The following is a 24,742-nucleotide window of genomic DNA, read 5'->3' as shown; positions in this document are numbered from 1 at the left end:
AACCCTCCTCCCGGGTGCCGCCGTTTCTGATTCTCGGTGCAAGAATATATTTCTGGTTTGGGGCCAATCCGCTCAACGACATAACCTGCCGCGATGACATTGAACAAAATAATCTTGTCTCCGGATGTATAATGATCGACCCAAATTACTGACGCGCCACTGTCAGACTGGTGATTGGAAACAAGTCGCCATTCCCACTTACTAAGAGATCATACCCCTTCATGGGAACTGCACCTGGCGGATTTGCTTTGCTAGAGTTTCAATTAGCTCAAGCTTGGATTCCTGTTCCAGCCTTGGCAAAAACAGGAAATACGCTATGACAGACACATGGAATTCGACAAGTGCCCTAGATCCGATTGAACGCGATAGTGATTTAACTGCACTAAAAAAGTTTTCTCAGCCCCTTTACAAAAACGTATTCCCTTTACTCATTTGTGGCTGTGAGACATGATTGTTGGATTTTACCAATGCCCATCCCCCAAAGGTGATTTACATGCGGGACTGGCAACAGTCGAAAAGGCGCTCGGAGAGGCGTCCGACGCTAAAGTCGACATGCTCGTGCTGCCCGAGGCTTTTCTACCGGGGTATGGGGCAACAACCCAAACTAAGCCCGCTGAATGGAACACGGTTGCAAACCGCCTGTCAAAACTATGTCGACGTTACACAACAGCACTGACAATTGGATTGCCTGAATACAACTTGGGACAAGTCTTCAACACTGCAGTTGTTATTGGTCCCGACGGTGGCACACTAGCGCACTATCGCAAGATCCAGCTTTTTGGCTCCAGCGAGAAGGAGATATACGTTACTGGAAATCGCTACGTGGCATTCAACTATCGAGGCAAACGATGGGGATTGCTAATCTGCTACGACGTTGAATTTCCTGAGCATGTCCGGGCTCTTGCTCGCGCCGGTGCGGAAATTGTTCTGGTGCCGACAGCCAATATGATGCCATTTGTAAACGTCAATCAGATCATGGTGCCCAGCCGCGCAGCGGAAAACGGTATAAACATTGTCTACGCAAACTATAGTGGTTCAGAGGGGGGAATTTCTTACACAGGCATGTCTTCCATATATGGATCTGATGGTAGCTCCCTCGTGTCCAGTCGAGAGAACACCGGACTATACATCGCAGAACTACCTGACAGTCGTTGCAAACATGGAATTCCACTTTCCACTCAACTCGCAGATCTTCAGCAACTTGAGTAGTTGCGCTGCTTTCGTTTTGGCTTGGCTTAGTACATTATCTAGGGGATGGATTTGATACTTTCCGATGATGAAACCAAGCTGATTGCCGATTGCGTTGACGCGATTGGCACACCTGAATTTCCGCAGACAATAGGTCAGTTTTGCGCTTTTCTTTGCGATTCAGACAACGTGTACTTGACAGTTCTTTTTGACAATAACGCACCTGTCGCCCTATATGGCAATCACTCCAAAGCCTCGCAAAGGGTTTTGCTGAATGCTTATCTTAAGGCTGCATACCTATTGGATCCATTCGTTCTCCAGTTCCGCAAAAAATTGGGAAACCAAGTGTTATCGCTGGATGAAATAGCCCCGGATAATTTTAGACAATCGGATTATTTCGCAAAGTTTTGGAGCGATATGGGGCTGACGGATGAATGTGGAATGATTCTGCATTTTGATGAGGCAACCGCGCTTTTCTTTTCCATGGGTATAGAAAAGGCAGGTGTTTCAGCGAATCCGTATCGGTTAAAAAAAGCCTTCCCAATTGTCGCGTCACTTTCGCGTCGTCATTGGACAAATCTTTCACTGGGCAACACAGATGGATCAGGTCGGTTAGGAGCCCACTTGCAAGCAGCATTCGAAGCCTTCGGCACATCAGTTTTAAGCCCCCGCGAAGGAGAGATTGTTCGCATGATCCTGAAAGGGCATTCATCGAAAGCAATTGCGTGGGAGTTCAACAACAGTCCCGAGACGATAAAAGTGCATCGCAAACGTATATATACCAAACTTAATGTCGCCTCGCAGGGAGAATTACTCTCGATTTTTCTTGAAGCACTATCGAAAATGCCCGCTTCTGCAGACGGCGATCCGCTTCAATATCTAAAGGTTATCGAGTAGGAAGCCATGCGTCGGGCCCAATGCATGACGACCTATAGACAGATACGTTTCATGTTGTTTGATGTATCTTTCTTACCATCAATGTACAAAACTTGTCTTAGCCGCAAACTATACCTGAGCGTGACGCGTCAATGCACATGTCATTAGATTGTTTTTGCTCGTGTTTTGGTGGTGACGACATAACCAAAGCGAACGTTGGATTCGGTCCGCAAAATGGCAGCAAGATCATTCACAACTGTCGACAACAAAAAACCAATGTTATCTGTGGCGGTCAAAGCAACCGCCACAGATTCAGAGTTGTTAATGCAGCCGTTCCGTCCGTTTCCGACGCGAACGACGTGCAGAAACCTTCAGCGTGGCTTGCTCTAGAAAATTCACAAACTCCTGCGCCGCCGCACTTTCAGCGTCGCGTACATGTGGCTGCTGCAATGCGTCTTTCGCATCTTGCACCGTAATGCCCTCGGGCGCGGACAGCACCCACTCCAAAAACCCCAGCCGGGCCATGTTTTGGGCCTCATCGCCCTGTGCCGGGCTTTGTTCCAATCCGTCCAGAATACGTGTCAGGACCATGTTCTTCTTCTCCCCAGCCACACCCCGGGCTGAATTGGGGCGAAAGGGGATTGGGGAAAACCGGCAGTTTAGAAACCTGACTGTTTCCGCCCGCACCGCCCTCCGCGGTTTGACGTACTCCAAGGCTGGTTTCCGGGCTGAAACAGGTGGCTTAAAAAACCGTGCGATCCGACGCCTTCCCGGGAGCTATCCCAGTGACATATTGTCGTCTCGCCTCCTGCATTTACCGTTGCGGGGGCAGCGCTGGTTTCTCACCAGCTTCCCAATTCTCCACCTTGCGAAAGGTGGCACCTCAGACCTTGAACGTAGCAGGACATGGGGCACGTACAAGTCAGAAAGCGACATATTGTGTCAAATCCCGGAAGCGCGTTGAACTTTGCCGGCCCGGGTGGCATTCAGAGTTACACGCCTGTTTTATGGACTTATCTATGCCCAACTCATTGCCCGTCGCCCTCACCACCCCGCTGACCAAGGCGCAAGAGGCCGCTGTGATCAACCTGATCCGCCGCACCGCCCGCACAGAGATTATACCATTGTTCCAGAATCACGGCGTGCAGGATGTGACCCGCAAATCGGGGCGATTCGATCTGGTCACGCAGGCTGACCTTGCCGCCGAGGCAATGTTGCGGCGCGGATTGCAGCAGATGTTTCCACATGCGTTGATCATAGGCGAAGAATCAGCATCCGAACACTCAGAGGTGCGCGCGCAGATTGCCGAGGCTGAATTCTGCATTTTGCTCGACCCTTTGGATGGAACGTGGAACTTCTCGAATGACCTGCCGCTCTTCGGGGTAATTCTGTCAATCACCCGCTATGGCGTGCCCATTTTCGGCCTGCTCTATGATCCCGTGCGCGACGACTGGATCATTGCCAGCACAGGCCATGGCGCACGCAAAGTTCGACAATCGGGCACACCACGCCCATTGAGAATGGGCAGCGAAGAAACGCCTGGAAACATGTCAGGCTTCATCCATCTACATCTGATGCCACAGGATCTACAAGAAGCGATTGCTCCGCATCTGCCGCAATTCGCCCGCACGCAGGTGCTCAATTGCTCCTGCCACGAATACCGTACCTTGGCGCAAGGCGGGGCAGACTTCTGCCTCTCCGCCATGATGACCCCATGGGACCATGCAGCCGGCATCGTCGCCTGTCAGGAAGCGGGCGGCATTGCCCGTATGCTGGACGGCACAGATTACAATGCAGGTATCACCGAAGGGTTCCTGCTCACCACAAACAGCGAAACCGCATGGAGCGCGCTGCAAGAACGGTTTGCGTTTTTAATGGATCTTTAAGTCAACCGCGCCCGCTGCGCCGTGGGCGATACGCCAAAGAACCCACGATAGACTCGCGCAAAATGCGTGGTCGATCGAAAACCGGTGGCCACGGCGATCTCTGTCACGGATCGCTCACTCTGCAGCAAAAGGTTACGTGCCCGTTGCAAGCGCATTTCCAGATAATACTTGCTGGGCGTGCTTTGCAGGTAGCGTGTGAATAACCGCTCCAACTGGCGGGTGGAAATCCCGACCTCAGATGCGATTTCCTTTGTTGATAGCGGCTCTTCAATGTTTTCCGACATGAACTTGATCGCCTCGGTCAAGCGTTGATTGCGCATGCCATGGCGGGACTGCACTGACATCTTCTGTTCAGCTGAGGATTCGCGCACAGTGTTGTAGACCATTTGATCCGCAACCTGGTTGGCCAGATCCTCGCCATGGGTTTCCCGGATCAGGTGCAACATCAAGTCCGCCGTCGCCGTCCCGCCTGAGGCGGTGATGATCTTTTCATCAGCGACAAACACACTTGGAACCAATTCGACATTTGAGAATTCTTCAACAAAAGCATCGTGATAGAACCAATGTAACGCAGCACGCATCCCGTCCAAAAATCCGGCGTGCGCCAGAATGTAAGAAGCCGAGCACAGCCCCCCAATTCTGGCCCCATGTGAACGTTCGCGCCGTAGGGCTGCCAGCAGCGGTTTCGACAGGTGGTTTTTGACGTTCGATCCGGCCAGAACAAATAACCGATCAGAGCGCACCCGTTTGTCAAATCCACCATGCACCAACATCACGGTGCCATCAGAGGCCAGGGCCGTCTGCCCGTTTTCCGAGGCAAAGCTCCACTCATAAAGCTGCTTGCCACTGACCAGATTGGCAATTCGAAGCGGCTCCACAGCGCAAGACATCGCAATATGCGCAAACTCATCGACGAGGTAGAAGACAAACGTTTCCGTCTTGGTCATGGCTTGGCTCCGCCCGGAATTCCGGTGGCGCTTAGTATATCATATCTAAACGCACAAGATCTGATGAAGCTGGCTCGCCAGATCCTGAAATGATTACAGAACAGGGCCAGCCTATGGGGAGTGGCCTTGATTTCTTCATTTTGCAAACAACAAAATAAAGGCCTCAGGCGATGAATTTGTTGTAGGCCGCTTCGTTCATATAATCATCCATCTGTGACGGATCACTCGGTTTGATCTTGAACATCCAGCCGTCACCAATTGGGTCTTCGTTGACTTTGCCCGGATCATCCGTCAGCGCTTCGTTGACCTCAACGATTTCACCATCAATCGGGGCTAAAACATCGCTGGCGGCTTTGACACTTTCGATAACTAGGATCTCATCATCTTTGGCAACTTCGGTGTCCACCTCAGGCAGCTCCACAAACACTACATCGCCCAGCTGTTCGCTGGCATGTGCCGTGATCCCGACAACCACCAGATCGTCCTCGACCCGCAGCCATTCGTGTTCTTCGGTGAATTTCATAACGCTCTCCCTTGATGGTACGCCGGGCTGTTAAACTTAGCCCTTGGACTATTACAATCAATAAATGCAGCGCATGACAATCCGTCAATATCTGTGGCTTGCGTCCAGCGCGCCTTCACTGCACAAAAGGGCAACCCCGCTCTGCCCGAAGGTTCATTGATGAAGACCACGGATCCACTCGCCTATTTCTTCGGCTATGGCAGCCTGGTCAATCGCAGCACCCACGACTTTGCCCCGGCGCATCCTGCCCGTTTGCAGGGATGGCGCCGTGTTTGGCGGCACACAACGTTGCGCCCAGTGGCCTACCTCACTGTGCATCCCGCTCCCGGAGCCGAGATTGAAGGTCTGATCGCCCCGGTGCCCGGGGCGGATTGGGCTGCACTGGACGAACGCGAGCGCGCCTATGACCGGATCAGCGCCACAGAGCAGACTGAACATGCACTGCAGCCCACACCCAATATCGCCGTCTATGCCATATCTGAAATCAAGCACGATAAACCCGCAACACAAACCTCTGTGCTGTTGAGTTATCTCGATGTCGTGGTGCAAGGATACCTGAACGAATTTGGTAAATCCGGCGTGAGCCGGTTCTTTGAAACGACCGACGGATGGGATGCCCCCATCATCAACGACCGAAGTGATCCGATCTACCCGCGCCATCAAAACCTTTCACCGTATGAGAGAGCATTGGTGGATGAACATCTACGCAGTCGAGGTCTACCAATCATTTCCAGCGCGATCTGAAACCCTCACTTCGACCATCCTATATCCGCGGCATGGCGCAAAGGCTTGCCAAGAAAACACAGGACAGCTAGTCCAAAGCAGACTTGAAAAATTCGCCGTCACACGAACTTCACGGCCAGCATTTTGACCCAATAACACCACAAGGCCCATAACGCGTGCACCAGCCATCCCGTTCATTTCGCGCCGAAATCGAAGGCCTGCGTGGTATCGCAGTGCTGGTCGTTATCCTGCACCATTTTGGCTTCAGTTTTGTGCCGAACGGCTATCTGGGGGTCGATGTCTTTTTTGTCATCTCCGGTTATGTGATCACCGCATCAATCTCCAAATGGGACTGGTCCTCGTTCCGATCCAACGCAGCGCACTTCTTTGCCAGGCGGTTCAAGCGCTTGGCCCCTGCCTTGCTGGTCTGCCTGACACTGTCCTCGGTCATTGCCTCGTTTTTTATTCAGGACATGGATGATTACCGCGACACGGCCGGATTTGCCGCATTTGGGCTGGCCAATATCTTTCTCTACGCAAGAGAACTGGATTATTTCAGTTCCTCACTAGAACTGAACCCCTTTACCCACACATGGTCCTTGGGCGTTGAAGAACAGTTTTACCTTGTCTTTCCAGTCCTAGCCTGGCTGGTGCTCTCTGGCAGGCAACCGGCAATGGTGAGAAAAACCGTAATTTGGGCTCTCATGGGTCTCAGCCTATTGTCGCTTGCCAGCTACATCTACGTGTCACCCCGCAATCCGCAAGCCGCCTTTTACCTGCTGCCCTTCCGGGCATGGGAATTGGCCGCTGGGGCAGCAGTGTTTGTGGTGTCGAGCCGCTATCAGCCCCCGGACCGTATGGCTGGGATCATTGTCATTGCTTTCGCGGCGATGGTGGTTCTGCTGGTTACTCCCATTCCCCTGAATCAAGCCGCGCTGACAATTGCAACGGTCGCGTTCAGCAGTGTCTTGCTCTGGGGTGCCCAATCCAGCCCATTGACTCTGTCGACACTCTGCAGCCGCCCGTTGTGCGAATTGGGTCTGATCTCTTATTCGCTCTACCTATGGCACTGGCCCGTCGTGGTGCTGGCCAAATGGACCATCGGCCTGAGCTGGGCACTCTTACCATTCCTGAGCCTCTTGATGTATGCGCTGGCCAAATTGTCATTCACATACATTGAGACGCCACTACGTCATAAATCCTGGGGCAAAACTCCGGTGTACGGAGCGCTCACTGGTTTCTTGGGTCTGCTGGTCGCCATTGGCATTCTGACCATGATCAACAACCCTGCCGTGGGGACATTGTACTCTGGCACCCCCGCCAATCTGAAGCAGCGCGGCGCAGAAAGCCTTGTCACACCCCTGCGCGACAGCAATGGCCAAGGCTGGGCCGGGGAACCCTGTGTCATCACCGGAGAGGGCGGCATCGGAACCGCCATCCCAATCGATAAATGCACATTTGGCCAATGGGACACGGCGCAAAAGCGGATCCTCGTGATCGGGAATTCCTTTTCGACCGCCTTTGCCGGCACATTCCAAGAGCTTGCAAAGCAGACAGACACCGCCATCCTACTCACCTCCAGCTGGGGTGCGCCCGCAGTTCCCGAATTCGGCTTTCACGGCCCTTGGAAACACGCCAACGCATATTACTGGCAAGATGCGATCCCGAGCATGGCAGAAGACCTGCAAGAGGGGGATCTGATCTTGATGGTCAGCGACCTTGCAGAGCTTTCCCCGAAATACCCGGCGGATACAGAGAAACGCCGCCAAACCTATGAAACCGGATTGCGTTCTCTCTCTACAACACTAAGGGCATCCGGCCTGAAACTCGCCGTGCTGGGACCGCTACCCTTGGTCCGCGAGGCCGAGTGCACCCCCAACGTCGCCATCAGTCAATGGTTCGCCCCCAAAGGTGGCCCCTGTCATCTTTATACCCGTGACGAGACCCTCAAGCGACTAAAGCCTCTGCAATCACAGCTGACCACGCTTAAGGAGGAAGGCGTTCTGCAGTTCATCAATCTGTTCGGTTTTTTCTGCCCCGGCCCGGTGTGCAATTACGGCACCAATGACACCATCATTCTGTACCGGGATGAATGGTCCCACCCCTCGCTCGAAGCAGCACGGGCTGTCGCCCCGGATGTCGCGCGCCAATTATTCGGTTCGTCAAAACACTAAAAAAACCAAGAGCCGACAAAGCGGCTCTTGGTTCATTGACACTGCTCTCAAAGCGTCAAGGCGATTATCCCTTCGCGCGGATCACCTGCAAAAGCGGCAGAACCTGCGACATATCCGGGCCGTGGCTTTGGCCGGTCAGGGCTTTGCGCAAGGGCATGAACAATCCACGGCCTTTGCGACCTGTGGCCGCTTTCACTGCAGCAGTCCACTGACCCCAGCTGTCCGCAGTATAAGGGCCGTCAGGCAGCAGCGTCATCGCCTCAGCGACGAAATCTTTGTCCTCGTCCTCGATCACCGGATCAACGCCGTCACGGAACAGGCTCCACCAGCTGCCCAAATCCAACATCGTGTTGATGTTTTCGCGTGTCACGGCCCAGAACTGCTCGGCCAGATCAGCAGGCACTCCAATCTCGGCAATCTTATCGGCCACATCCGCAAAGTCGCGCCCACCCAAGATGCGCGCACTCAGTGGAAACAGGTCGTTTGTGTCCAGTTTCGTCGGCGCGGTGCCGAAATGCGAGACTTCAAAGCCTTCGATCAGTTCTTCCATCGTGGTGCGCAGTTCCATCGGATCGGACGACCCCAAGCGCGCCATCAGGCTCAGCAGTGCCATTGGCTCCACGCCCTGATCCCGCAGATCGCGCAAAGACGCCATCTGGAAGCGTTTCGAGAATTTCTCACCCTTTGGGCCGGTCATCAGCGAGTGGTGCGCAAAGCTTGGCACCGTCCCGCCCAGCGCTTCGATCATCTGAATCTGCGTGGCGGTATTGGTCACGTGATCTGATCCACGCACGACATGGGTCACGCCCATTTCCGTGTCATCGACAACCGATGCCAGCGTATAAAGCACCTGACCATCCGCCTTGATCAAAACCGGGTCAGACACGGACGCAGCATCGATCGACACATCACCCACGATGCCGTCAGCCCACTCAATGCGTTGCTGGTGTAGCTTAAAGCGCCACACACCTTCGCCACGCTCAGCACGCAAAGCGTCTTTCTCTGCCTCTGACAGATCCAGCGCCGCTCGATCATACACCGGCGGCTTGCCCATATTCAGCAGCTTTTTGCGCTTAAGATCCAATTCGACCGGCGTCTCAAACGCCTCGTAAAACCGGCCCATCTCGCGCAGCTTGTCAGCGGCTTCGGCATAGCGGTCCAACCGCTCTGACTGGCGTTCAACCCGGTCCCAATGCAAGCCCAGCCATTCCAGATCGGCCTTGATCCCGTCGACATATTCTTCCTTTGAGCGCTCCGGGTCGGTATCATCGATCCGCAAGATAAACGTACCGCCATTTTTACGGGCGATCAGATAGTTCATCAGCGCGGTGCGCAAATTGCCAACGTGGATATATCCGGTGGGCGACGGGGCAAAACGGGTGGTGGTCATATCAAGGCTCCTGCTTCAGACGGGGCAATGTCACAGGTGGCTGCGATTGTCCAGAATTGGCAGGGCCTCAGGCGCTGTTCATTTGGGGTACAAGGCGGGCTATTCGGGCATCACCGGCCAGATCTTATCCAGATCTGCCAGTCCCGCCCGGATCAACTCGCCCAGAACCTCCAGATCAATATCCGCCAGCTTGTTCACATAAAGGCAAGACTTGCCCAGCTTATGCTTGCCCAGTCGCGCAAGGATCTTACCGTAATCCTGATACCCCGGCATGATATAGATCGACAGGTTCGCCTTGCGCGGTGAAAACCCGGTCGCCAGAAAATCCCCCTCGCGCCCGGACGCATAGCGATAGTTATACCGCCCGTACCCGATGATCGTCGGCCCCCACATACGCGGTTGAAACCCGGTGACCTTGCCGAACAGGTCCAGCAACGCCTCGCCATCCCCGCGCCGCGTCGGATGCTCTACGCCTGAAATGAAGGCAGCCGGGTCAATATCCGAAGGTTGTGTCTTATTCTGCGTCATCCCTTCTAAACCCATAAGGCCTTTCTCGATACACCTGACTTAAACAAAGAACTGCAGAATACTCTCAAAAATTGGTTTCAATCGCGCTAGCAACGTGGTGGCAGCGCTGGGCGAAGTCAGAAGGTTAACCATAACTCCTGTTCCAATTGCAGTCACGACCCCGCCAGTTAAATACGCCAATCCTTTCATTGCCCGACGAAGTTTGAATAGCTTTTTATCTTTCGGTTCGGTGGATGCACCCAATTCGGCAATTTGCTCAACCGTACTTTCAAAGTTTTGCTTGGTGTTGTTATCTAAAACATCCTGACTTTCTGCGGAGGAAAGCTCAGATTTCACATCTTCTGCTATACTAACGACGTCAGATATTTGATCTTCCCTAATTGTCGGTTCGGGAGGTGGCGGCTTGGCTTCATTTGTCTCCGGGTCGATTTGCCTTGGTTGTAACAATGGCCGAATTTCTTCAATTCGGACAATCAAGTTGGAAAGTCCCTTGTATACAACGACGTTCCAAGTTTCAGCCGCATAACTATCAGTCATGCAATCTACTAAAAGGCACTTTGCGTCTTCCAAAGCATACCACGTCACAGGTTCTGTGGTGGCCGCAGATTTTAGTGCTTCCAAACAATGATGAAGAGTATGAGGTAACTGATATGTTCTATTGTCAGAACACATCATGCACATGTTGTTCAATGTTTGCTGGACGCCCTTCAGGCGCACATCCAAATCTATCGGGTTAACAACTTCCGGCGGTACGTTTGAAGGCGCATCCTTAACTGACAGCTTCCCCTCTCGCGCCACGATCTCCATGGGACTTGAGTGCGAAATTCTGGAACTTGCAAATTCAATGGTTTGGCTGCCAAGCTTGTCCTGAATCGCATAAATCAGCCGCTGGAAGTTAGGATCGCTTTCGGTGCCATCCCAAGCTCGCAAATCTACATATTGCGTCTCAGAAAAACCGTATGGAATTGTGCTATCATCCATTCTCACGTGAACAAGTTTCTTTTTAGACTGCGCAGTCGATGCCTCTTCGATTACTGAAGTAGAAACCGTACTGCTTTCCGTCCAAAAAGTGAGAATAACGTTGGACTTTTCCAGCTTGTCAGCAATTTCTGAACGCCATTCATCTCCCGGGCTTATGTCCTGATCCCACCATGTTCTAATATTTTTGCTGTGTATAAACGGCAGAAAATTTGTGACGATTTCTTGATCCAAATGCGCATAAGACAAAAACACAAATGGACCGGAAGAAATTACCTTTTTCCGAGTTTTAGTTTCAGACTCGATCTTGCCGTCTCGTTCACTAGAACTTTGCGTCTCTATCGGCATGTATCGAGCCCGCCATTCGGCTTCTGTTAAGCGCTCTTCTTCGTCGGCAGGTTCCTCATCCCAATCGCCTTCAATTTCCTCTACTTGTCTAAATTCATTATACGCTGGATCTTTGGCCACGCCATGAGCAATAAAATTCACAGCGTCGTAGCGCGTCATATCTTGCTCATGTAAAAAAATCGCTGCTTTACTTTCCCTTTCTGCAAACATTGCTACGATTACGTTTGCACCAGTCACTTCTGTTCTACCCGATGATTGAATGTGTATTGCAGCACGCTGAATAACTCGCTGAAAGGCTGCAGTCGGTACAGACTCATTGCCTTCATAGTCGACCACGAGATTTGCCAGCCCTTCATCAATAAAATCGATAAGTGTCTCTTGCAATCGGTCTAAATCAACACTGCAGGCTTTCATCACTCTAGATGCGTCTGGCTCATCTATAAGCGCAAGTAAGAGATGTTCGAGTGTTGTGAATTCATGCCTGCGAGCATTTGCAAATTCCAGAGCCGCATGAACCGCAATTTCGAGTGTCCGTGAAAAAGATGGCAAGCCTTAATTCCATTAACCATGATGTACTTTCAATATTAAATTGGTACACGGGTTGGGCAAACGGTCAACTGATAATTGTACCCCCACTATTTATACATACCCGCTTCCTCACAATAGCGTGACTCCCCCTGCCCGACCATGGCCCAGCGCGCTATCATCCGCGCATCCAAGGGAGACTATCATGCACCAGACAAAACTCGCCCGCCGCACATTCCTGACCGCCGCCGCCGCCGCACCGCTGGCTGCAGCCACCTCAGTCAAGGCCGCCGCCCCGATGCTGGGGGCCGCCGTCACGCCGTTCAATCGCTTCCGCGTTGGTGCGTTTGAGGTCACAACCCTGCTGGTCGACAGCCGCACCGTCGAAGGCCCACAACAAATCTTTGGCATGAATGTCAGCCCCGAGGAATTTGCCGAAGTGTCAGCCGCGGCCAACTTGCCAACCGACAAAGCCAAGTTCTTTTTCACCCCCACGCTGGTCAATACCGGGAGTGAGCTGGTGCTGTTTGACACAGGCTTGAATGGCGCAGGCATGGCCGCCGCCGTGACAGCCGCAGGCTACGCCCCCGATCAGATTGACGTCGTAGTCATCACACACATGCACCCAGATCACATCGGTGGTTTGATGACCGATGGCTCACCAACATTCACCAACGCGCGCTATATAACCGGACGGGTGGAATTTGATACCTGGGCCAAAGCCGGGAACGAAGGGTTTGAAGCCCTGATGCGTCCGCTGGGTGATCAGACCACCATGCTTGAGGGCGGACAGGACGTCGTGTCAGGCATCACCTCGGTCCCGGCTTTTGGCCACACCCCCGGCCACATGACCTATATGATCGAAAGCGATGGTCAGCAGCTCTTGATCGCCGCCGATTTTGCCAACCACTATGTCTGGTCGCTGGCGCATCCCGATTGGGAAGTGAAGTTCGACATGGACAAAGCCGCTGCAGCCGCCACCCGCCGCAGTCTGCTGGATATGATGGCTGCAGACAAAGTCCCCTTTGTCGGCTATCACATGCCATGGCCCGGTGTCGGCTATGTATTGGCCCACGGCAACAGCTACGTCTATGTGCCCGAAAGCTATCAGCTCCAGCTTTGACCCTTAGGCCACGCGTTTGAGCGCCTGCGCCATGCAGTGAATGCCACCTCCGGTTTTTGAAATTTCGGCCGTCTCCACGGCGGCCACCTCAAAGCCGCGGGCGCGCAGCTGATCGATCAACACGGTTGACGACGACGGCGCGATCACTTTGTCATTGCCCAGCGACATCATATTGCAGCCCAGCGCCATGGTGTCGGCAAAGGGCACATCGATGATCTCATGGCCTTTCGCCTTGAGCCACTCAACAATCGCAGGCTCGGTACAGGCCAGACAAACGGCAGTCAGCTTATCCGCCACAGGCACGACCATCAGGTCGATGTGCACGTAATATTCGTCGATATAGGCAATCCGGGTTTCCCAGCCCTCGGCTTCAAACCAGCCCGCAACCTGCTTGGCCCCGGCTTCGTTGGTGCGGGCCTCGCCGCATCCGATCAGTACGCAGCCTTCCTCGATCACATTGAAATCACCGCCCTCAAAGGTGCCCGCCGTGACCATGTCATAGATCGGAATGCCGAGCTTTTCGTAAGCCCGGATCGCGGCATAGTTTTCACCCCGACGCCACCATTGCGACATGGCGGTGATAAACGCCCCATAAGGTGTCATACAGCTGCTGTCGCGCGAATAGACCTGCATCGTCAGCTCGGGCTCAGCCTCCAGCATATGCACGTTCACGTTGAAATGGCGGTAGGCATCGACCAGTTCGGCGTGCTGTGCCTGCGCGGTCTGGATATTGCAGGGGGCCTCGCGCAGGTGCTTGCGCGACAGGCTCGAGGTCGCCCGATGAAACAAATGCGCGGGTGAGCCCAACAGCACATCGGTCAAAGGATCCGTCTCATTGCGAAAGCCCCAGTTGGTCAGCGGCGCGGTGCCTCCGTTCGTATTGCGGCGTTGTAATGTAAAGTCGCCAGTTGATTTACCGAGTGCCATAGGAGTTCCTCGCTCATCTTCGGTTGCCCGGAATTCAAGCCAATTGATCGACAAATTCCAAGTGAAACTTTTTCGCCATACTGACAAATTATTTTTGTCAAATCCTTAGTGAACACTCTCAAGATTGCGTACAGTGCTGCAGAAAGAGAGAATTAAATGACCCGTATCCCCTCGACCCAAGCCCTACGCGCGCTGGAAAGTTTTGCGCGCCACGGGGCGGTGCGACCGGTGGCAGAGGAAATGCACCTGACACGCAGCGCCGTCAGCCATCAGTTGCGATTGTTGGAAAGGGATCTGGGTTTTGCTCTGTTCAACCGCGTGGGAACGCGTCTCATTCTCACCAGTCGTGGTGAGGCCTTTGCCCAAGATGTCAGGGGCGCATTGACACAAATCAGCGGCTCCGCCTCGCGCAACGCGGCGCACGGGCTTTCGGGTCAACTGACGATCAGTTGCACCCCCGGGTTTGCTGCAAGCTGGCTCAGCCCCAAGATTGAAAGCTTTCGCACCATCTGTCCCGATGTCGCGCTATCCATCATCACACCCCGCACATTAGACGAAGCATCTAATCCGGAAGCTGATGTATTCATTACATTTTCCAATGAAACCCTCACAGGTGTAAACGTTGAGCTTTTGAAGAAAGTTGAGTTCACGCCCTTACTGAGCCCGGCATTGGCCAATCGAATGGGCAACGTGCAGACCCCGGCGGATGTTCTTCGTAGTGAGCTCTTGCACCTGTCCGAGCGTGAGGATTGGGAGCGCTGGCTGAAGCTGGCGGATGTTCATTCAAAACCAATCAAGCCAGGCATCATCTTCGCGGATATGAACCTGATTTATAACGCGGCGATCAAGGCGCAGGGCATCGCATTAGGGGATGAATTCATTTGCGGCGAAGCCATCTCAAACGGCCAGTTGATCCGCCCCTTTGATCTGGCGATCCAATCCCTTAAGTCCTACTACCTTGCCATCCCCCCCGCAAAAGCCGAGATCGCAAATATCGTCGCCTTTCGCCAATGGCTTTTGGATCAGCTGCCAGATCCCGGGACTTGAAAAGAAGTCAAATTTTATTTGTTATTTCGGCGTTTCAAAGAAAGCGATTGGATTGCACCCTTTCCCCGGTTCAAGATCCGCTGCCATCCCGCCACCGGTTCACAATTGGATACCGCCGATCCAGCCAGAAGGCTTTTTTCGACAGGCGCGTGCCCGGGGCTGACTGGAAACGTTTGTATTCGCTGATGTAAAGCAGATGCTCGACCTTTTTGGCCACATCCCGTTCAAACCCGGCGGAAACGCAATCTTCAATACTACCGTCCTGATCCACCAGAATTTCCAAAATCGCATCCAGTACCGGATAGTCGGGCAGTGAATCACTGTCTTTCTGATCTTCGCGCAGCTCTGCACTTGGCGGTTTCTGGATCACATTCGCGGGAATCACTTCACCACCCGGCCCCATCATCCAATCGCGATGATTGGCATTGCGCCAGCGGCAGGTGTCAAAAACACGCGTCTTGTACATGTCCTTGATCGGGTTATAGCCGCCGTTCATATCGCCATAGATCGTGGCATAGCCCACCGCGACTTCGGATTTGTTGCCCGTGGTCAACAGCATCTCGCCAAACTTGTTTGACAGGGCCATCAACAGCAACCCGCGCAGGCGTGACTGAATGTTTTCCTCGGTCAGCCCTTCCTCGGTGCCATCAAACAATGGTGCCAATGTATTGGTAATCGCCGCCCGCCCCTCAGCAATCGGCACAAAATCATAGCGACAGCCCAGATTTTCCGCGATCGCCTTGGCATCATCCAATGACGCTTGCGAGGTATACTCTGACGGCAGCATCACGCAGCGCACATTGTTGGCACCCAGCGCATCCACCGCAACAGCGGCAACAATTGCGCTATCGATCCCGCCAGATAGACCCAGCAACACCTTCTTGAACCCGGTCTTGCGCAGATAATCGCGCAGCGCCAGCACCATGGCGTGATAGTCCTGTTCAAACGAGTCTGGGATCCGGGCCAGCTCCGCCGGTTCAATCCGCCAGCCCTCGTCACCGCGGGTCAGGTCGATCGTCGTCACCGCTTCCCGCATTACTGGCATCTGCAGCGCCAGTTCCCCACCGGGGTTAAGCGCAAAGGTGCCGCCATCAAACACCTGATCATCCTGCCCGCCGACAAGGTTCAGATAGATCAACGGCAGGCCAGTCTCGATCACCCGAGCAACCATCAGGTTCTGCCGCACTTCCATCTTGTCGCGGTAGTACGGCGAGCCATTGGGCACCAACAGAAACTCTGCCCCCGTCTCCGCCAGCGTTTCGGGCACATCCTCGTGCCAGCTATCTTCGCAAATCGGGCTACCGACTCGAACGTCATCTACTACATATGGCCCACCAACTGGCGCGGCGTCATAAATCCGCACTTCATCAAACACGGTCTCATTCGGCAGATGGTGCTTCAGCACTCGCGCCGTAATTCGCCCGCCCTTGAGGATGTAATAGGCATTATACAATCCCTCGCCTTCAACCGCCGGCCCTCCGATACCAAGTGCCGGGCCGTCCTTGCAGGCCTCGGCAAGTTCTTCCAGCTTGGCAATCGCTGCTCTGTTAAACGCGGGCTTCATCACCAGATCCTGTGTATTGTAGCCGGTGATGAACATTTCGGGCAGCGCCACCATCTGTGCGCCGGCATCCCGGCCCTGCTGCCACGCATCCTGCGCCAGCGCGAAGTTTGCATCCAGATCACCCACGGTGGGGTTCAATTGTGCCAATGTCAGGCGAAACCTGTCGGTCATACGTCGTGCCTCGTACCAAAATCCCCTCTGATTTAGCAGATCATCACATAAGTGAAAGCGGATTTGCCCAAACCCCGTTGTCACCGCGCGTTTGGTCCTCTAGATTTCCATCCAACCCGCGGGGGGTGGTGGCCCATACATGGCCAGAGATGCAGGGAATAGCATGATACATAGACTCACCAGTATTGCACTGATGGCGGCCTTGATGGCGACAGCCAGCCCGCTCTTCGCTCAAGAGGGCGAGGTCGCAACCAAAGAATATGATGATGGCGGCGTCTACGAGGGCACGTTCAAGGACGGTCTGCAGCACGGCATCGGCACTTACACGCTTCCCAATGGCTACAAATACGTGGGCGAATGGCTCGAGGGTGAAATTCGCGGCAAGGGCACTGCCCGCTTTCCAAACGGTTCGCTCTATGAAGGCGAATTCGCCAAGGGCAAGCCCGCAGGGGTCGGCAAAATCACTTTCCTCGATGGCGGCACTTACGAAGGCGATTGGCAAGACGGAAAAATCACCGGTCAGGGGATCGCCCTTTATAACAATGGCGTCCGGTACGAGGGCGAGTTCCGCAATGCCATTCACCATGGGTTTGGTGTTATGACCAGCCCGGCGGGCTACGTTTATGACGGCAATTGGGTCAACGGCGTGAAAGAGGGCACAGCCAAGATCACTTACCCTGACGGCGCACGATATGATGGTGCAGTTCTGAATGGGGAGCGCGAAGGCGAGGGCACCCTGACCATGTCTGACGGGCTGGTCTACACGGGCCTATGGAAAGCTGGTCAGATCGATGGCACCGGGAAATTGACTCAACCCAATGGCGACATCTACGAGGGCGAGCTGGTCAATGGCCGTCGCGAAGGCAAAGGCAAGGTCACCTACGCCAATGGTGACAGTTACGAAGGCGACTTCAAGGATGACCATCGCCACGGCACCGGTACCTTCGCCGGTATCGACGGATACAAATACTCTGGCAGCTGGAATGAAGGCAAAATCGCAGGCTCCGGTACGGTCACTTATCCTGATGGTTCCGTCTACGAGGGCGAACTGGAAAACGATCTGGCCAATGGTCAAGGCAAAATCCTCTACCCGGACGGGGCCACCTACGATGGAGAATGGGTCGGTGGTGTGATCGAGGGTCAGGGCACAGCAACCTACCCCAACGGTTTGATATACGAAGGAGAATTCGTCAACGCGCAGCTTCAAGGGCAAGGCATTATGACTTACCCCGATGGCTACAACTACAACGGCACTTGGGAAAATGGCCAACGCAACGGCCAGGGCATTGCCACCTATCCTGATGGAACCGTCTATGTGGGCACCTTCAAAAACGGTCAACGCGATGGCCAAGGCTCGATCAAGATGGCTGACGGCTTCAGTTACACCGGCGACTGGAAAAGCGGTGAAATCAGCGGTAGCGGCAAAGCTACCTACGGAAATGGTGACATCTACGAAGGCACGTTTAAGAACGGCAAACGTCAGGGCAACGGCACCATGCGCTATGCTACAGGCGCAGAAGAATCCGGCGAATGGGACAACGGTATTTTGGCCAATGCCGAAGCCTCCGAAGACGAAGATACAGGATCTGAAGAGGCTGCTGTCGAATAGCACTTTGAAATTGCGGCGGGGGTCAGCCTACGAATTTGACGGATAGAAATAGATAGGGGTCGGTTCAGTCCGACCCCTATTTGTATTTTATTCGCCGTCCAATGATCCGCTGCGAAATAGCAAGCCCGCCGCCACGGCACCGATAATCGGGGCCACGATGAACAACCAAAGTTGCGACAATGCGGTGCCGCCCACAAACAATGCAGGCCCGATCGAGCGCGCAGGGTTTACCGACACACCGGTCACGTTGATGCCCACGAGGTGGATCACCACCAGCGCCAGACCAATCGCCAACCCGGCAAAGCCTGCAGGCGCGCTTGCCCCGGTCGAGCCAAGGATCACCACCATAAACAGGAAGGTTGCAACAATCTCAAAGACCAGCGCGGCCATCATGCTGTACTCGCCGTTATATCCGGCACCCCAACCGTTCTGACCCAGACCGTTTTCAGCGACACTATAGGCCTCGGTTCCGCTAGCAATGGCCATCAACACCAATGCGGCCACGATGGCACCGGCGACCTGCGCGATGATGTAGCTCACCGCCTCGCCCATCTCCATCCGGCCTGCCGCCACCGCGCCCAGCGACACCGCCGGGTTGATGTGACAGCCCGACACGGGGCCAATACCATATGCCATACCGATCAACGCCAGACCAAACGCGAGGCTGATCCCGGCAAAGCCGATCAGATCCCCCGCAATCACCGCCGCGCCACAGCCCAGCAGGACCAACGTAAACGTGCCAATAAATTCTGCTATCTGCTTCTTCATTTCACTGTTCCTTTTGCCTTCCGGGCCGTTCCCCGGACCTGCGCATGACCCTGCGCTGAACGCAGCATAACATAAACGGGGAAATTTTGGGCTAAGATCATCAAAAATAATGATTTTGCCCGAAACCCACCCACTCGTTTGCCCGTTGGGTGGGTGCCAGCCCAGCGCTGCACCAGCTCTTTCACAGAACTCAAAAGTTGCTAATCTCTTAGAAAAATGCAATTTTAAGGAGACGGACAAGAGAGGTGCCAATGCTATCAGATTTCATAACTGCAGTGGCACCAATCGCAATTTTCGCTCTGGCGGCACATTTCATTTTTACTGTTTTCGATTCCCCTGCGAAAAGGAGAAAGCGTGAAAATGCGTCTCGCTATGACAGTGAGCATAACTCGGGAATTGATGCCGGCGACCTCTGAACCGGCAATTTTCATGCTAGGAGCCTCGATCGGCTTTCAAGGATACCACTTCACAGCGGAGACACTCTCATGAGAACAAGGCCTGCCGCGCGGATTTTAGTTTTAAACCCTGAAGATCGTATTCTACTTTTTCGCTACACCTTCAATGACGGCCCACTTGCTGGCCAAGATTATTGGGCCACCCCCGGTGGTGGCGTAGAAAAAGATGAAAGCTTCGAGCAAGCCGCGCAACGCGAACTGCTTGAAGAAACAGGTCTGGTGCACGACATCGGAAGAGAAATTGGCCAACACGCGCCTGTATTTCAAATCCCCTCAGGGGAGTTTGTAAAAGCAGATGAGAGGTACTTCATGATCAGAACACCTTCCAATACGATCTGCCAAGACCGGTTAAGCAGTTTAGAGAAAATTTATCTCAATCAGCATCACTGGTGGTCACAGGCAGAACTCTTAAGTACTACTGAAACCATATTTCCAGAAAAGCTGATGGAACTTTTAGAACCCTTTCTAGAAGCTTGATCTCAACTCCTGTCGTGGCACGTCTTTGCTAACCTGCTGCGGCCTTCCAAACACATCCCAATCCGCCCGTTTCATCTGAACTAAGTATCTCCGCCGGAGGCAAACCCGAGGCGGAGGCCAAAGGCCGACAACGAGACAAACCTGCGCGCCGCAGGCGCCCAATGTCCTAACACCAGAGTTTTGTACAAAACCCACGTACAAGCTGTACAACTTGTACAAACCTTCCTCGCATATCCGATGCGAATTGGGGCTTTCCTTCCCCGGCGCAAGCTCTATAATTCTCCGCATGAAACAGCAGCAGCATATCGCAATGATTCCGCGCGCCCTTGGTGCCGCGTCTGCGTCTATTCTGCTACTCCTAAGCCGCCTCTGAGCGTGCCATCGTTCGGCGCGACCGCTCAGAGGATGTGCATTTTCGCGCCACAGGCTTAGGACAAAACAAAGAGACCCGACATGACCAATACAGACAAAGACCGCGTAGTGATCTTTGACACCACTTTGCGCGATGGCGAGCAAAGCCCCGGTGCCACCATGACCCATGATGAAAAGCTCGAAATTGCCGGGCTGCTGGACGAAATGGGCGTCGACATTATCGAGGCTGGCTTTCCCATCGCCTCCGAGGGCGACTTCCGCGCGGTAACCGAGATTGCACAAAATGCAAATAATTCAGTGATTTGTGGATTGGCACGTGCCAACTTCAAGGACATCGACCGTTGCTGGGAAGCGGTAAAACACGCTGAAAAGCCACGCATTCACACCTTCATCGGCACTTCGCCTTTGCACCGCGCCATTCCGAACCTCAATCAGGATGAAATGGCCGACCGTATCCACGAAACCGTCAGCCATGCGCGTGATCTTTGCGACAATGTGCAGTGGTCACCGATGGATGCAACCCGAACCGAATGGGATTATCTCTGCCGCGTGGTCGAGATCGCGATCAAGGCCGGGGCCACTACCATCAACATCCCCGACACCGTTGGATACACTGCGCCCGTTGAATCCGCTGATCTGATCCGCAATCTGATCGAAACCGTCCCGGGGGCGGATGAAGTGATTTTTGCCACCCACTGCCACAACGATCTGGGCATGGCCACCGCCAACGCGCTTGGCGCCGTGGCTGGAGGCGCGCGGCAAATTGAGTGTACAATCAATGGCTTAGGAGAACGTGCCGGCAACACCGCCTTGGAAGAGGTGGTTATGGCGATGAAAGTGCGCGGCGACATCATGCCATGGAAAACTGGCATCGATACCACCAAACTGATGCACCTCAGCCGCCGTGTTTCCACCGTCAGCGGCTTCCAGGTTCAACCCAACAAAGCCATCGTCGGCAAGAACGCCTTTGCCCATGAATCCGGCATTCACCAGGACGGCATGCTGAAAAACGCAGAGACCTTCGAGATCATGCGCCCCGAAGACGTGGGCCTGACCGAGACCAATCTGGTCATGGGCAAACACTCAGGCCGCGCCGCGTTGCGCGCCAAGCTCAAGGACTTGGGTTACGAGTTGGCCGACAACCAGTTGAACGACGTCTTCGTACGTTTCAAGGAACTCGCCGATCGCAAGAAAGAAGTTTACGACGATGACCTGATCGCCTTGGTCAGCACCGGCGCCGATGAAGAAAGCCAGCGCTTGCAGATCAAATCGCTCCGCGTTGTTTGCGGCACTGGCGGGCCGCAACAGGCGGAACTGGTGATGGACATCGACGGTCAAGAACACAGCACCGAAGCCACAGGGGACGGCCCTGTTGATGCGACCTTCAACGCGGTCAAGAACCTCTTCCCGCACGATGCGCGTTTGCAGCTTTACCAAGTGCATGCCGTGACCGAAGGCACCGATGCGCAAGCCACCGTGAGTGTCCGCATGGAAGAAGAAGGCCGCATCGTCACCGGTCAGTCGGCGGATACCGATACGGTTGTCGCCTCGGCCAAGGCCTATGTTCACGCGCTCAACCGTCTTTTGGTGCGCCGCGAGAAAACCGGCGGTGACACGCCAGAGGTCAGCTACAAAGACGTGTCGTAAGGCCCTTCAAATAAAGAACCACAAAAGCCCGGGGAATTCCCCGGGCTTTTCGTTTCGGTCCCAATGGTCAAGTCGTAATCATATAATACTTGCGCAGGCGCTCGGTGATTTCCCAGACCACAGGCGAGCCTTTGGCGATGAAAAAGGTATCCCCCGCCTTGAAATGTTCTGCTCTACCATCGGGATGCGTCAGCGTGAGTGCTCCGGAAATGAGGGTCATCATTTCGTGCACAGGATAGGCTTCGATCTCTTCTCTACACGGGGCGCATTCCCACACACCAGCAAGAACGGATTCGTCATCCGTGGCAAAGGCTTCAGCGATCAGTTCTGTTTTGTCTGCCGTGGTGAAGGCCTCTTGTGGTGTCATATCTGATGGTACCATCGTGGGCGGGTTTGGATTCAGACGGAAATCGTCCTGGGTGATCATAGGCACTCTCCTGCTTTGGCATGCTTTTCGCTGCATAGCATGAAAAAAAGGCTGGCGATATGCCAGCCCCCTTGTAATGCCTAAATCGAAGTGGATTACTCCGCCCACTCCCACGGGCGCACGAATTGCCCCAGCACATGGCCGAGCTCTTCCTCATCCACGTCACCGGTTTTCTGTACCTGAGCGACAAGGCCGCGCTTCTTGCTGTCAATGACTTCGACCACCTGCGCCGCCACGCCCGCTTCGTCCAGCGCCGCATTATAGATGCGGGTGATCGCACGTTTGCGCAGGTCAGGCTTGAAGACCTTGCCAACGGCGGTTTTGGGCAATTCGGCCATGATCTCGACATGCTTTGGAACAGCAGCGCGCTCATGCACGTGTTCCTTGCAGTGCGCCATCAGTTCGTCCGCTGTCGCAGTGCCGCCTTCGACCAGTTCAACGTAGACGCAAGGGATTTCACCCGCGTGGGCGTCGGGCTGACCGATCGCGCCCGCGATGGCCACCTGATCATGCGCCATCAGCGCCTCTTCGATCTCGGCCGGGTCGATGTTATGCCCCCCACGAATAATCAAATCTTTGGCGCGGCCGGTGATCCAGAGATAGCCGTCTTCGTCGATACGGCCCAAATCACCCGTGCGCAGATATTTGTCGTGATGATAAAGGTCGGCGTTTTTCTCGGCCTCGGTATAGGTGTTCCCCGCATAGATGCCTGGATTCGAGATGCAGATTTCGCCAACGGTATCCACCTCGCATTCCACCGGGCCATCCGGAGTTGCCGTGATGATTTTGACATCTGTATAGGGCAAAGGCACCCCGACAGAGCCAACCTTCTTCTCGCCGCCGGGAGGGTTGCAGGACACCAAACAAGTGGCCTCAGTCAGGCCGTAACCTTCGATCACGGTCATGCCGGTGGCGCCCTCAAACCGGTTAAACAGTTCCAGCGGCATCGGGGCCGAACCGGAAAAGGCGTTTTTAACAGTTGAAATATCGGCATCCACTTCGCGCTGCATTAGAGCCGAAACAGCCGTGGGGACGGTGATAACAAAGGAGGTTTTCCAGCGTTCGCAGAGCTTCCAGAAATTATCAAACACGCCATCACCCCGATACCCGGCTGGGGTCGGGAACACGACATGTGCGCCGGATTTGATCATTGCCATCAAGATCACATGACACGCGAAAACGTGGAACAGGGGCAGCGGGCACATGATACTGTCATTTTCATCAAACAACAGCGTGTGGCCAAGCCAACCGTTATAGACCATGCCCGAATAGAGGTGCTGTGCCACCTTGGGCATGCCGGTTGTGCCACCTGTGTGGAAGTAAGCTGCGACACGATCACCGGTAGAATCAGCGAAAGACAACGCCTTGCCGTGTTTCGCCATCTCCTTGTTGAAATCGCGAACGTCGGCGCCATGTTGCACTTCAACTTTTGGCCGGATCAGTGGGACGATCCAGCTTTTGGGTGGGGTGAGATACCGATTGAGATCAATCTCGAGCACGGTTTTCACATTGGTGGCGAATTTCACCGCCTCGTGCGTTTTCTGAGCGATATCGGTTTTTGGGAAACCGCGCAATGTGACCACGACCTTGGCATTGGTTTCACGCAGGATTGCCCCGATTTGCTCGGGTTCGAGCAGCGGGTTGATCGGGTTCACAATCCCGGCAATCGCTCCACCGATAGTGGCTGTTGCTGTCTCAAGGCAGTTGGGCAGAACCAGCGCCACAACATCTTGCTCTCCAATGCCAAGCGACCGAAACAAGTTGGCCACCTGACATACCTGATCATGGAACTCTTTCCAGGTTTGAGTCTGCGCCTTGTCGGTTGGACCGGACAACAATTGGTAGCTGACCGCCGGGCGATTTGGAAACGTCTTCGCCGTGTTGCTCAGCATCTGATACAGGGTCGCGGGGCGGTCCCGCTCCTCCCAAGGCATCTCGTTCTGGATCGCCAGCGCATCATCTTTTGACGCGAAATTCATATGTTGTCCTCCCACTAGCCCCAAAGGGGCGTGTAACCTCTTGGTGACAACATGCGAATCTTTGTGACGCGGTGCAAGCGTAACGGTGGG

Annotated in this window: 20 protein-coding genes, 1 pseudogene and 1 riboswitch; of the genes and pseudogenes, 10 read left to right on the top strand and 11 right to left on the bottom strand. The window is 54.2% G+C overall.

Annotated elements, in window-relative coordinates:
• Nucleotides 1-447 precede the first annotated feature (447 nt).
• Both ROA7450_RS03630 and ROA7450_RS03625 read left to right on the top strand, forming a co-directional pair.
• Nucleotides 448-1,209 carry a carbon-nitrogen hydrolase family protein gene (locus tag ROA7450_RS03630; protein ID WP_085804309.1) on the top strand — a complete coding sequence of 254 codons (762 nt, stop codon included), beginning with the start codon at nucleotides 448-450 and terminating at the stop codon, nucleotides 1,207-1,209.
• A gap of 45 nt (nucleotides 1,210-1,254) precedes the next feature.
• Nucleotides 1,255-2,085, top strand: coding sequence for a helix-turn-helix domain-containing protein (locus tag ROA7450_RS03625; protein WP_085804308.1), 831 nt, complete (start codon nucleotides 1,255-1,257; stop codon nucleotides 2,083-2,085).
• Nucleotides 2,086-2,385: 300 nt separating this feature from the next.
• Here the strand turns inward: ROA7450_RS03625 and ROA7450_RS03620 are convergent, their stop codons facing one another.
• Nucleotides 2,386-2,655 carry a hypothetical protein gene (locus ROA7450_RS03620; RefSeq protein WP_143534348.1) on the bottom strand — a complete coding sequence of 90 codons (270 nt, stop codon included), beginning with the start codon at nucleotides 2,653-2,655 and terminating at the stop codon, nucleotides 2,386-2,388.
• 106 nt (nucleotides 2,656-2,761) lie between these two features.
• Nucleotides 2,762-2,965, bottom strand: a riboswitch (cobalamin riboswitch).
• 118 nt (nucleotides 2,966-3,083) lie between these two features.
• On the opposite strand from ROA7450_RS03620, the gene ROA7450_RS03615 reads away from it, so the two are divergent.
• Complete coding sequence (locus ROA7450_RS03615) at nucleotides 3,084-3,950, top strand: inositol monophosphatase family protein (protein WP_085804306.1); 867 nt, start codon at nucleotides 3,084-3,086, stop codon at nucleotides 3,948-3,950.
• Here ROA7450_RS03615 and ROA7450_RS03610 read toward each other — a convergent pair.
• Together ROA7450_RS03610 and gcvH are read right to left on the bottom strand one after the other, a co-directional pair.
• Nucleotides 3,947-4,897 carry a GlxA family transcriptional regulator gene (locus ROA7450_RS03610; protein WP_085804305.1) on the bottom strand — a complete coding sequence of 317 codons (951 nt, stop codon included), beginning with the start codon at nucleotides 4,895-4,897 and terminating at the stop codon, nucleotides 3,947-3,949. The genes ROA7450_RS03615 and ROA7450_RS03610 overlap by 4 nt on opposite strands.
• Nucleotides 4,898-5,060: 163 nt before the next feature.
• Nucleotides 5,061-5,420: a glycine cleavage system protein GcvH gene (gene gcvH / locus ROA7450_RS03605; protein ID WP_085804304.1), complete on the bottom strand. Its 360-nt coding sequence runs from the start codon at nucleotides 5,418-5,420 to the stop codon at nucleotides 5,061-5,063.
• Between the two features lie 159 nt (nucleotides 5,421-5,579).
• On the opposite strand from gcvH, the gene ROA7450_RS03600 reads away from it, so the two are divergent.
• Nucleotides 5,580-6,164 carry a gamma-glutamylcyclotransferase family protein gene (locus ROA7450_RS03600; RefSeq protein WP_085804634.1) on the top strand — a complete coding sequence of 195 codons (585 nt, stop codon included), beginning with the start codon at nucleotides 5,580-5,582 and terminating at the stop codon, nucleotides 6,162-6,164.
• 155 nt (nucleotides 6,165-6,319) lie between these two features.
• The gene (locus ROA7450_RS03595; RefSeq protein ID WP_085804303.1) at nucleotides 6,320-8,317 is read left to right on the top strand and encodes an acyltransferase family protein; all 1,998 of its coding nucleotides are present in this window, start codon (nucleotides 6,320-6,322) and stop codon (nucleotides 8,315-8,317) included.
• 64 nt (nucleotides 8,318-8,381) lie between these two features.
• Here the strand turns inward: ROA7450_RS03595 and gltX are convergent, their stop codons facing one another.
• The 3 genes and pseudogenes from gltX to ROA7450_RS21475 all read right to left on the bottom strand — a co-directional run.
• The gene (gene gltX, locus ROA7450_RS03590) at nucleotides 8,382-9,707 is read right to left on the bottom strand and encodes a glutamate--tRNA ligase (protein ID WP_085804302.1); all 1,326 of its coding nucleotides are present in this window, start codon (nucleotides 9,705-9,707) and stop codon (nucleotides 8,382-8,384) included.
• A gap of 99 nt (nucleotides 9,708-9,806) precedes the next feature.
• Nucleotides 9,807-10,235, bottom strand: coding sequence for a DUF1801 domain-containing protein (locus tag ROA7450_RS03585; protein WP_085804633.1), 429 nt, complete (start codon nucleotides 10,233-10,235; stop codon nucleotides 9,807-9,809).
• Nucleotides 10,236-11,126: 891 nt separating this feature from the next.
• Nucleotides 11,127-12,110: pseudogene (locus ROA7450_RS21475) on the bottom strand (toll/interleukin-1 receptor domain-containing protein); the annotation flags it as partial.
• A gap of 181 nt (nucleotides 12,111-12,291) precedes the next feature.
• Between ROA7450_RS21475 and ROA7450_RS03575 the strand changes: the two are divergent.
• Nucleotides 12,292-13,209 (top strand): MBL fold metallo-hydrolase, encoded by a 918-nt coding sequence (locus ROA7450_RS03575; RefSeq protein WP_085804300.1) that lies wholly within the window; start codon nucleotides 12,292-12,294, stop codon nucleotides 13,207-13,209.
• Between the two features lie 3 nt (nucleotides 13,210-13,212).
• On the opposite strand, the gene ROA7450_RS03570 is transcribed toward ROA7450_RS03575, so the two are convergent.
• A complete protein-coding gene (locus ROA7450_RS03570; protein WP_085804299.1) occupies nucleotides 13,213-14,136 on the bottom strand; it encodes a dimethylarginine dimethylaminohydrolase family protein in 924 nt (307 codons plus the stop codon).
• A gap of 156 nt (nucleotides 14,137-14,292) precedes the next feature.
• Between ROA7450_RS03570 and ROA7450_RS03565 the strand changes: the two genes are divergently transcribed.
• On the top strand, nucleotides 14,293-15,183 hold the full coding sequence (locus ROA7450_RS03565; RefSeq protein WP_085804298.1) for a LysR substrate-binding domain-containing protein: 891 nt from the start codon (nucleotides 14,293-14,295) through the stop codon (nucleotides 15,181-15,183).
• Between the two features lie 70 nt (nucleotides 15,184-15,253).
• Here ROA7450_RS03565 and ROA7450_RS03560 read toward each other — a convergent pair whose 3' ends face one another.
• Nucleotides 15,254-16,918: an NAD+ synthase gene (locus ROA7450_RS03560; protein WP_085804297.1), complete on the bottom strand. Its 1,665-nt coding sequence runs from the start codon at nucleotides 16,916-16,918 to the stop codon at nucleotides 15,254-15,256.
• A gap of 163 nt (nucleotides 16,919-17,081) precedes the next feature.
• Between ROA7450_RS03560 and ROA7450_RS03555 the strand changes: the two genes are divergently transcribed.
• Nucleotides 17,082-18,527 carry an MORN repeat-containing protein gene (locus tag ROA7450_RS03555; RefSeq protein ID WP_143534347.1) on the top strand — a complete coding sequence of 482 codons (1,446 nt, stop codon included), beginning with the start codon at nucleotides 17,082-17,084 and terminating at the stop codon, nucleotides 18,525-18,527.
• Between the two features lie 87 nt (nucleotides 18,528-18,614).
• On the opposite strand, the gene aqpZ is transcribed toward ROA7450_RS03555, so the two are convergent.
• Nucleotides 18,615-19,295: an aquaporin Z gene (aqpZ, locus tag ROA7450_RS03550; RefSeq protein ID WP_085804295.1), complete on the bottom strand. Its 681-nt coding sequence runs from the start codon at nucleotides 19,293-19,295 to the stop codon at nucleotides 18,615-18,617.
• A 485-nt stretch (nucleotides 19,296-19,780) separates the two neighbouring features.
• On the opposite strand from aqpZ, the gene ROA7450_RS03545 reads away from it, so the two are divergent.
• Nucleotides 19,781-20,227, top strand: coding sequence for an NUDIX hydrolase (locus tag ROA7450_RS03545; protein ID WP_085804294.1), 447 nt, complete (start codon nucleotides 19,781-19,783; stop codon nucleotides 20,225-20,227).
• A gap of 453 nt (nucleotides 20,228-20,680) precedes the next feature.
• Complete coding sequence (locus tag ROA7450_RS03540) at nucleotides 20,681-22,246, top strand: 2-isopropylmalate synthase (protein WP_085804293.1); 1,566 nt, start codon at nucleotides 20,681-20,683, stop codon at nucleotides 22,244-22,246.
• 67 nt (nucleotides 22,247-22,313) lie between these two features.
• Here the strand turns inward: ROA7450_RS03540 and ROA7450_RS03535 are convergent, their stop codons facing one another.
• Complete coding sequence (locus tag ROA7450_RS03535) at nucleotides 22,314-22,673, bottom strand: cupin domain-containing protein (RefSeq protein WP_159453989.1); 360 nt, start codon at nucleotides 22,671-22,673, stop codon at nucleotides 22,314-22,316.
• A gap of 95 nt (nucleotides 22,674-22,768) precedes the next feature.
• Complete coding sequence (locus ROA7450_RS03530) at nucleotides 22,769-24,652, bottom strand: acyl-CoA synthetase (RefSeq protein WP_085804291.1); 1,884 nt, start codon at nucleotides 24,650-24,652, stop codon at nucleotides 22,769-22,771.
• Nucleotides 24,653-24,742: the final 90 nt, after the last annotated feature.

This window comes from Roseovarius albus, assembly GCF_900172335.1.
GTDB lineage: Bacteria > Pseudomonadota > Alphaproteobacteria > Rhodobacterales > Rhodobacteraceae > Roseovarius > Roseovarius albus.
Note: the sequence above shows the minus strand (reverse complement) of the source record. Positions and strands in the feature narration are given on the sequence as shown.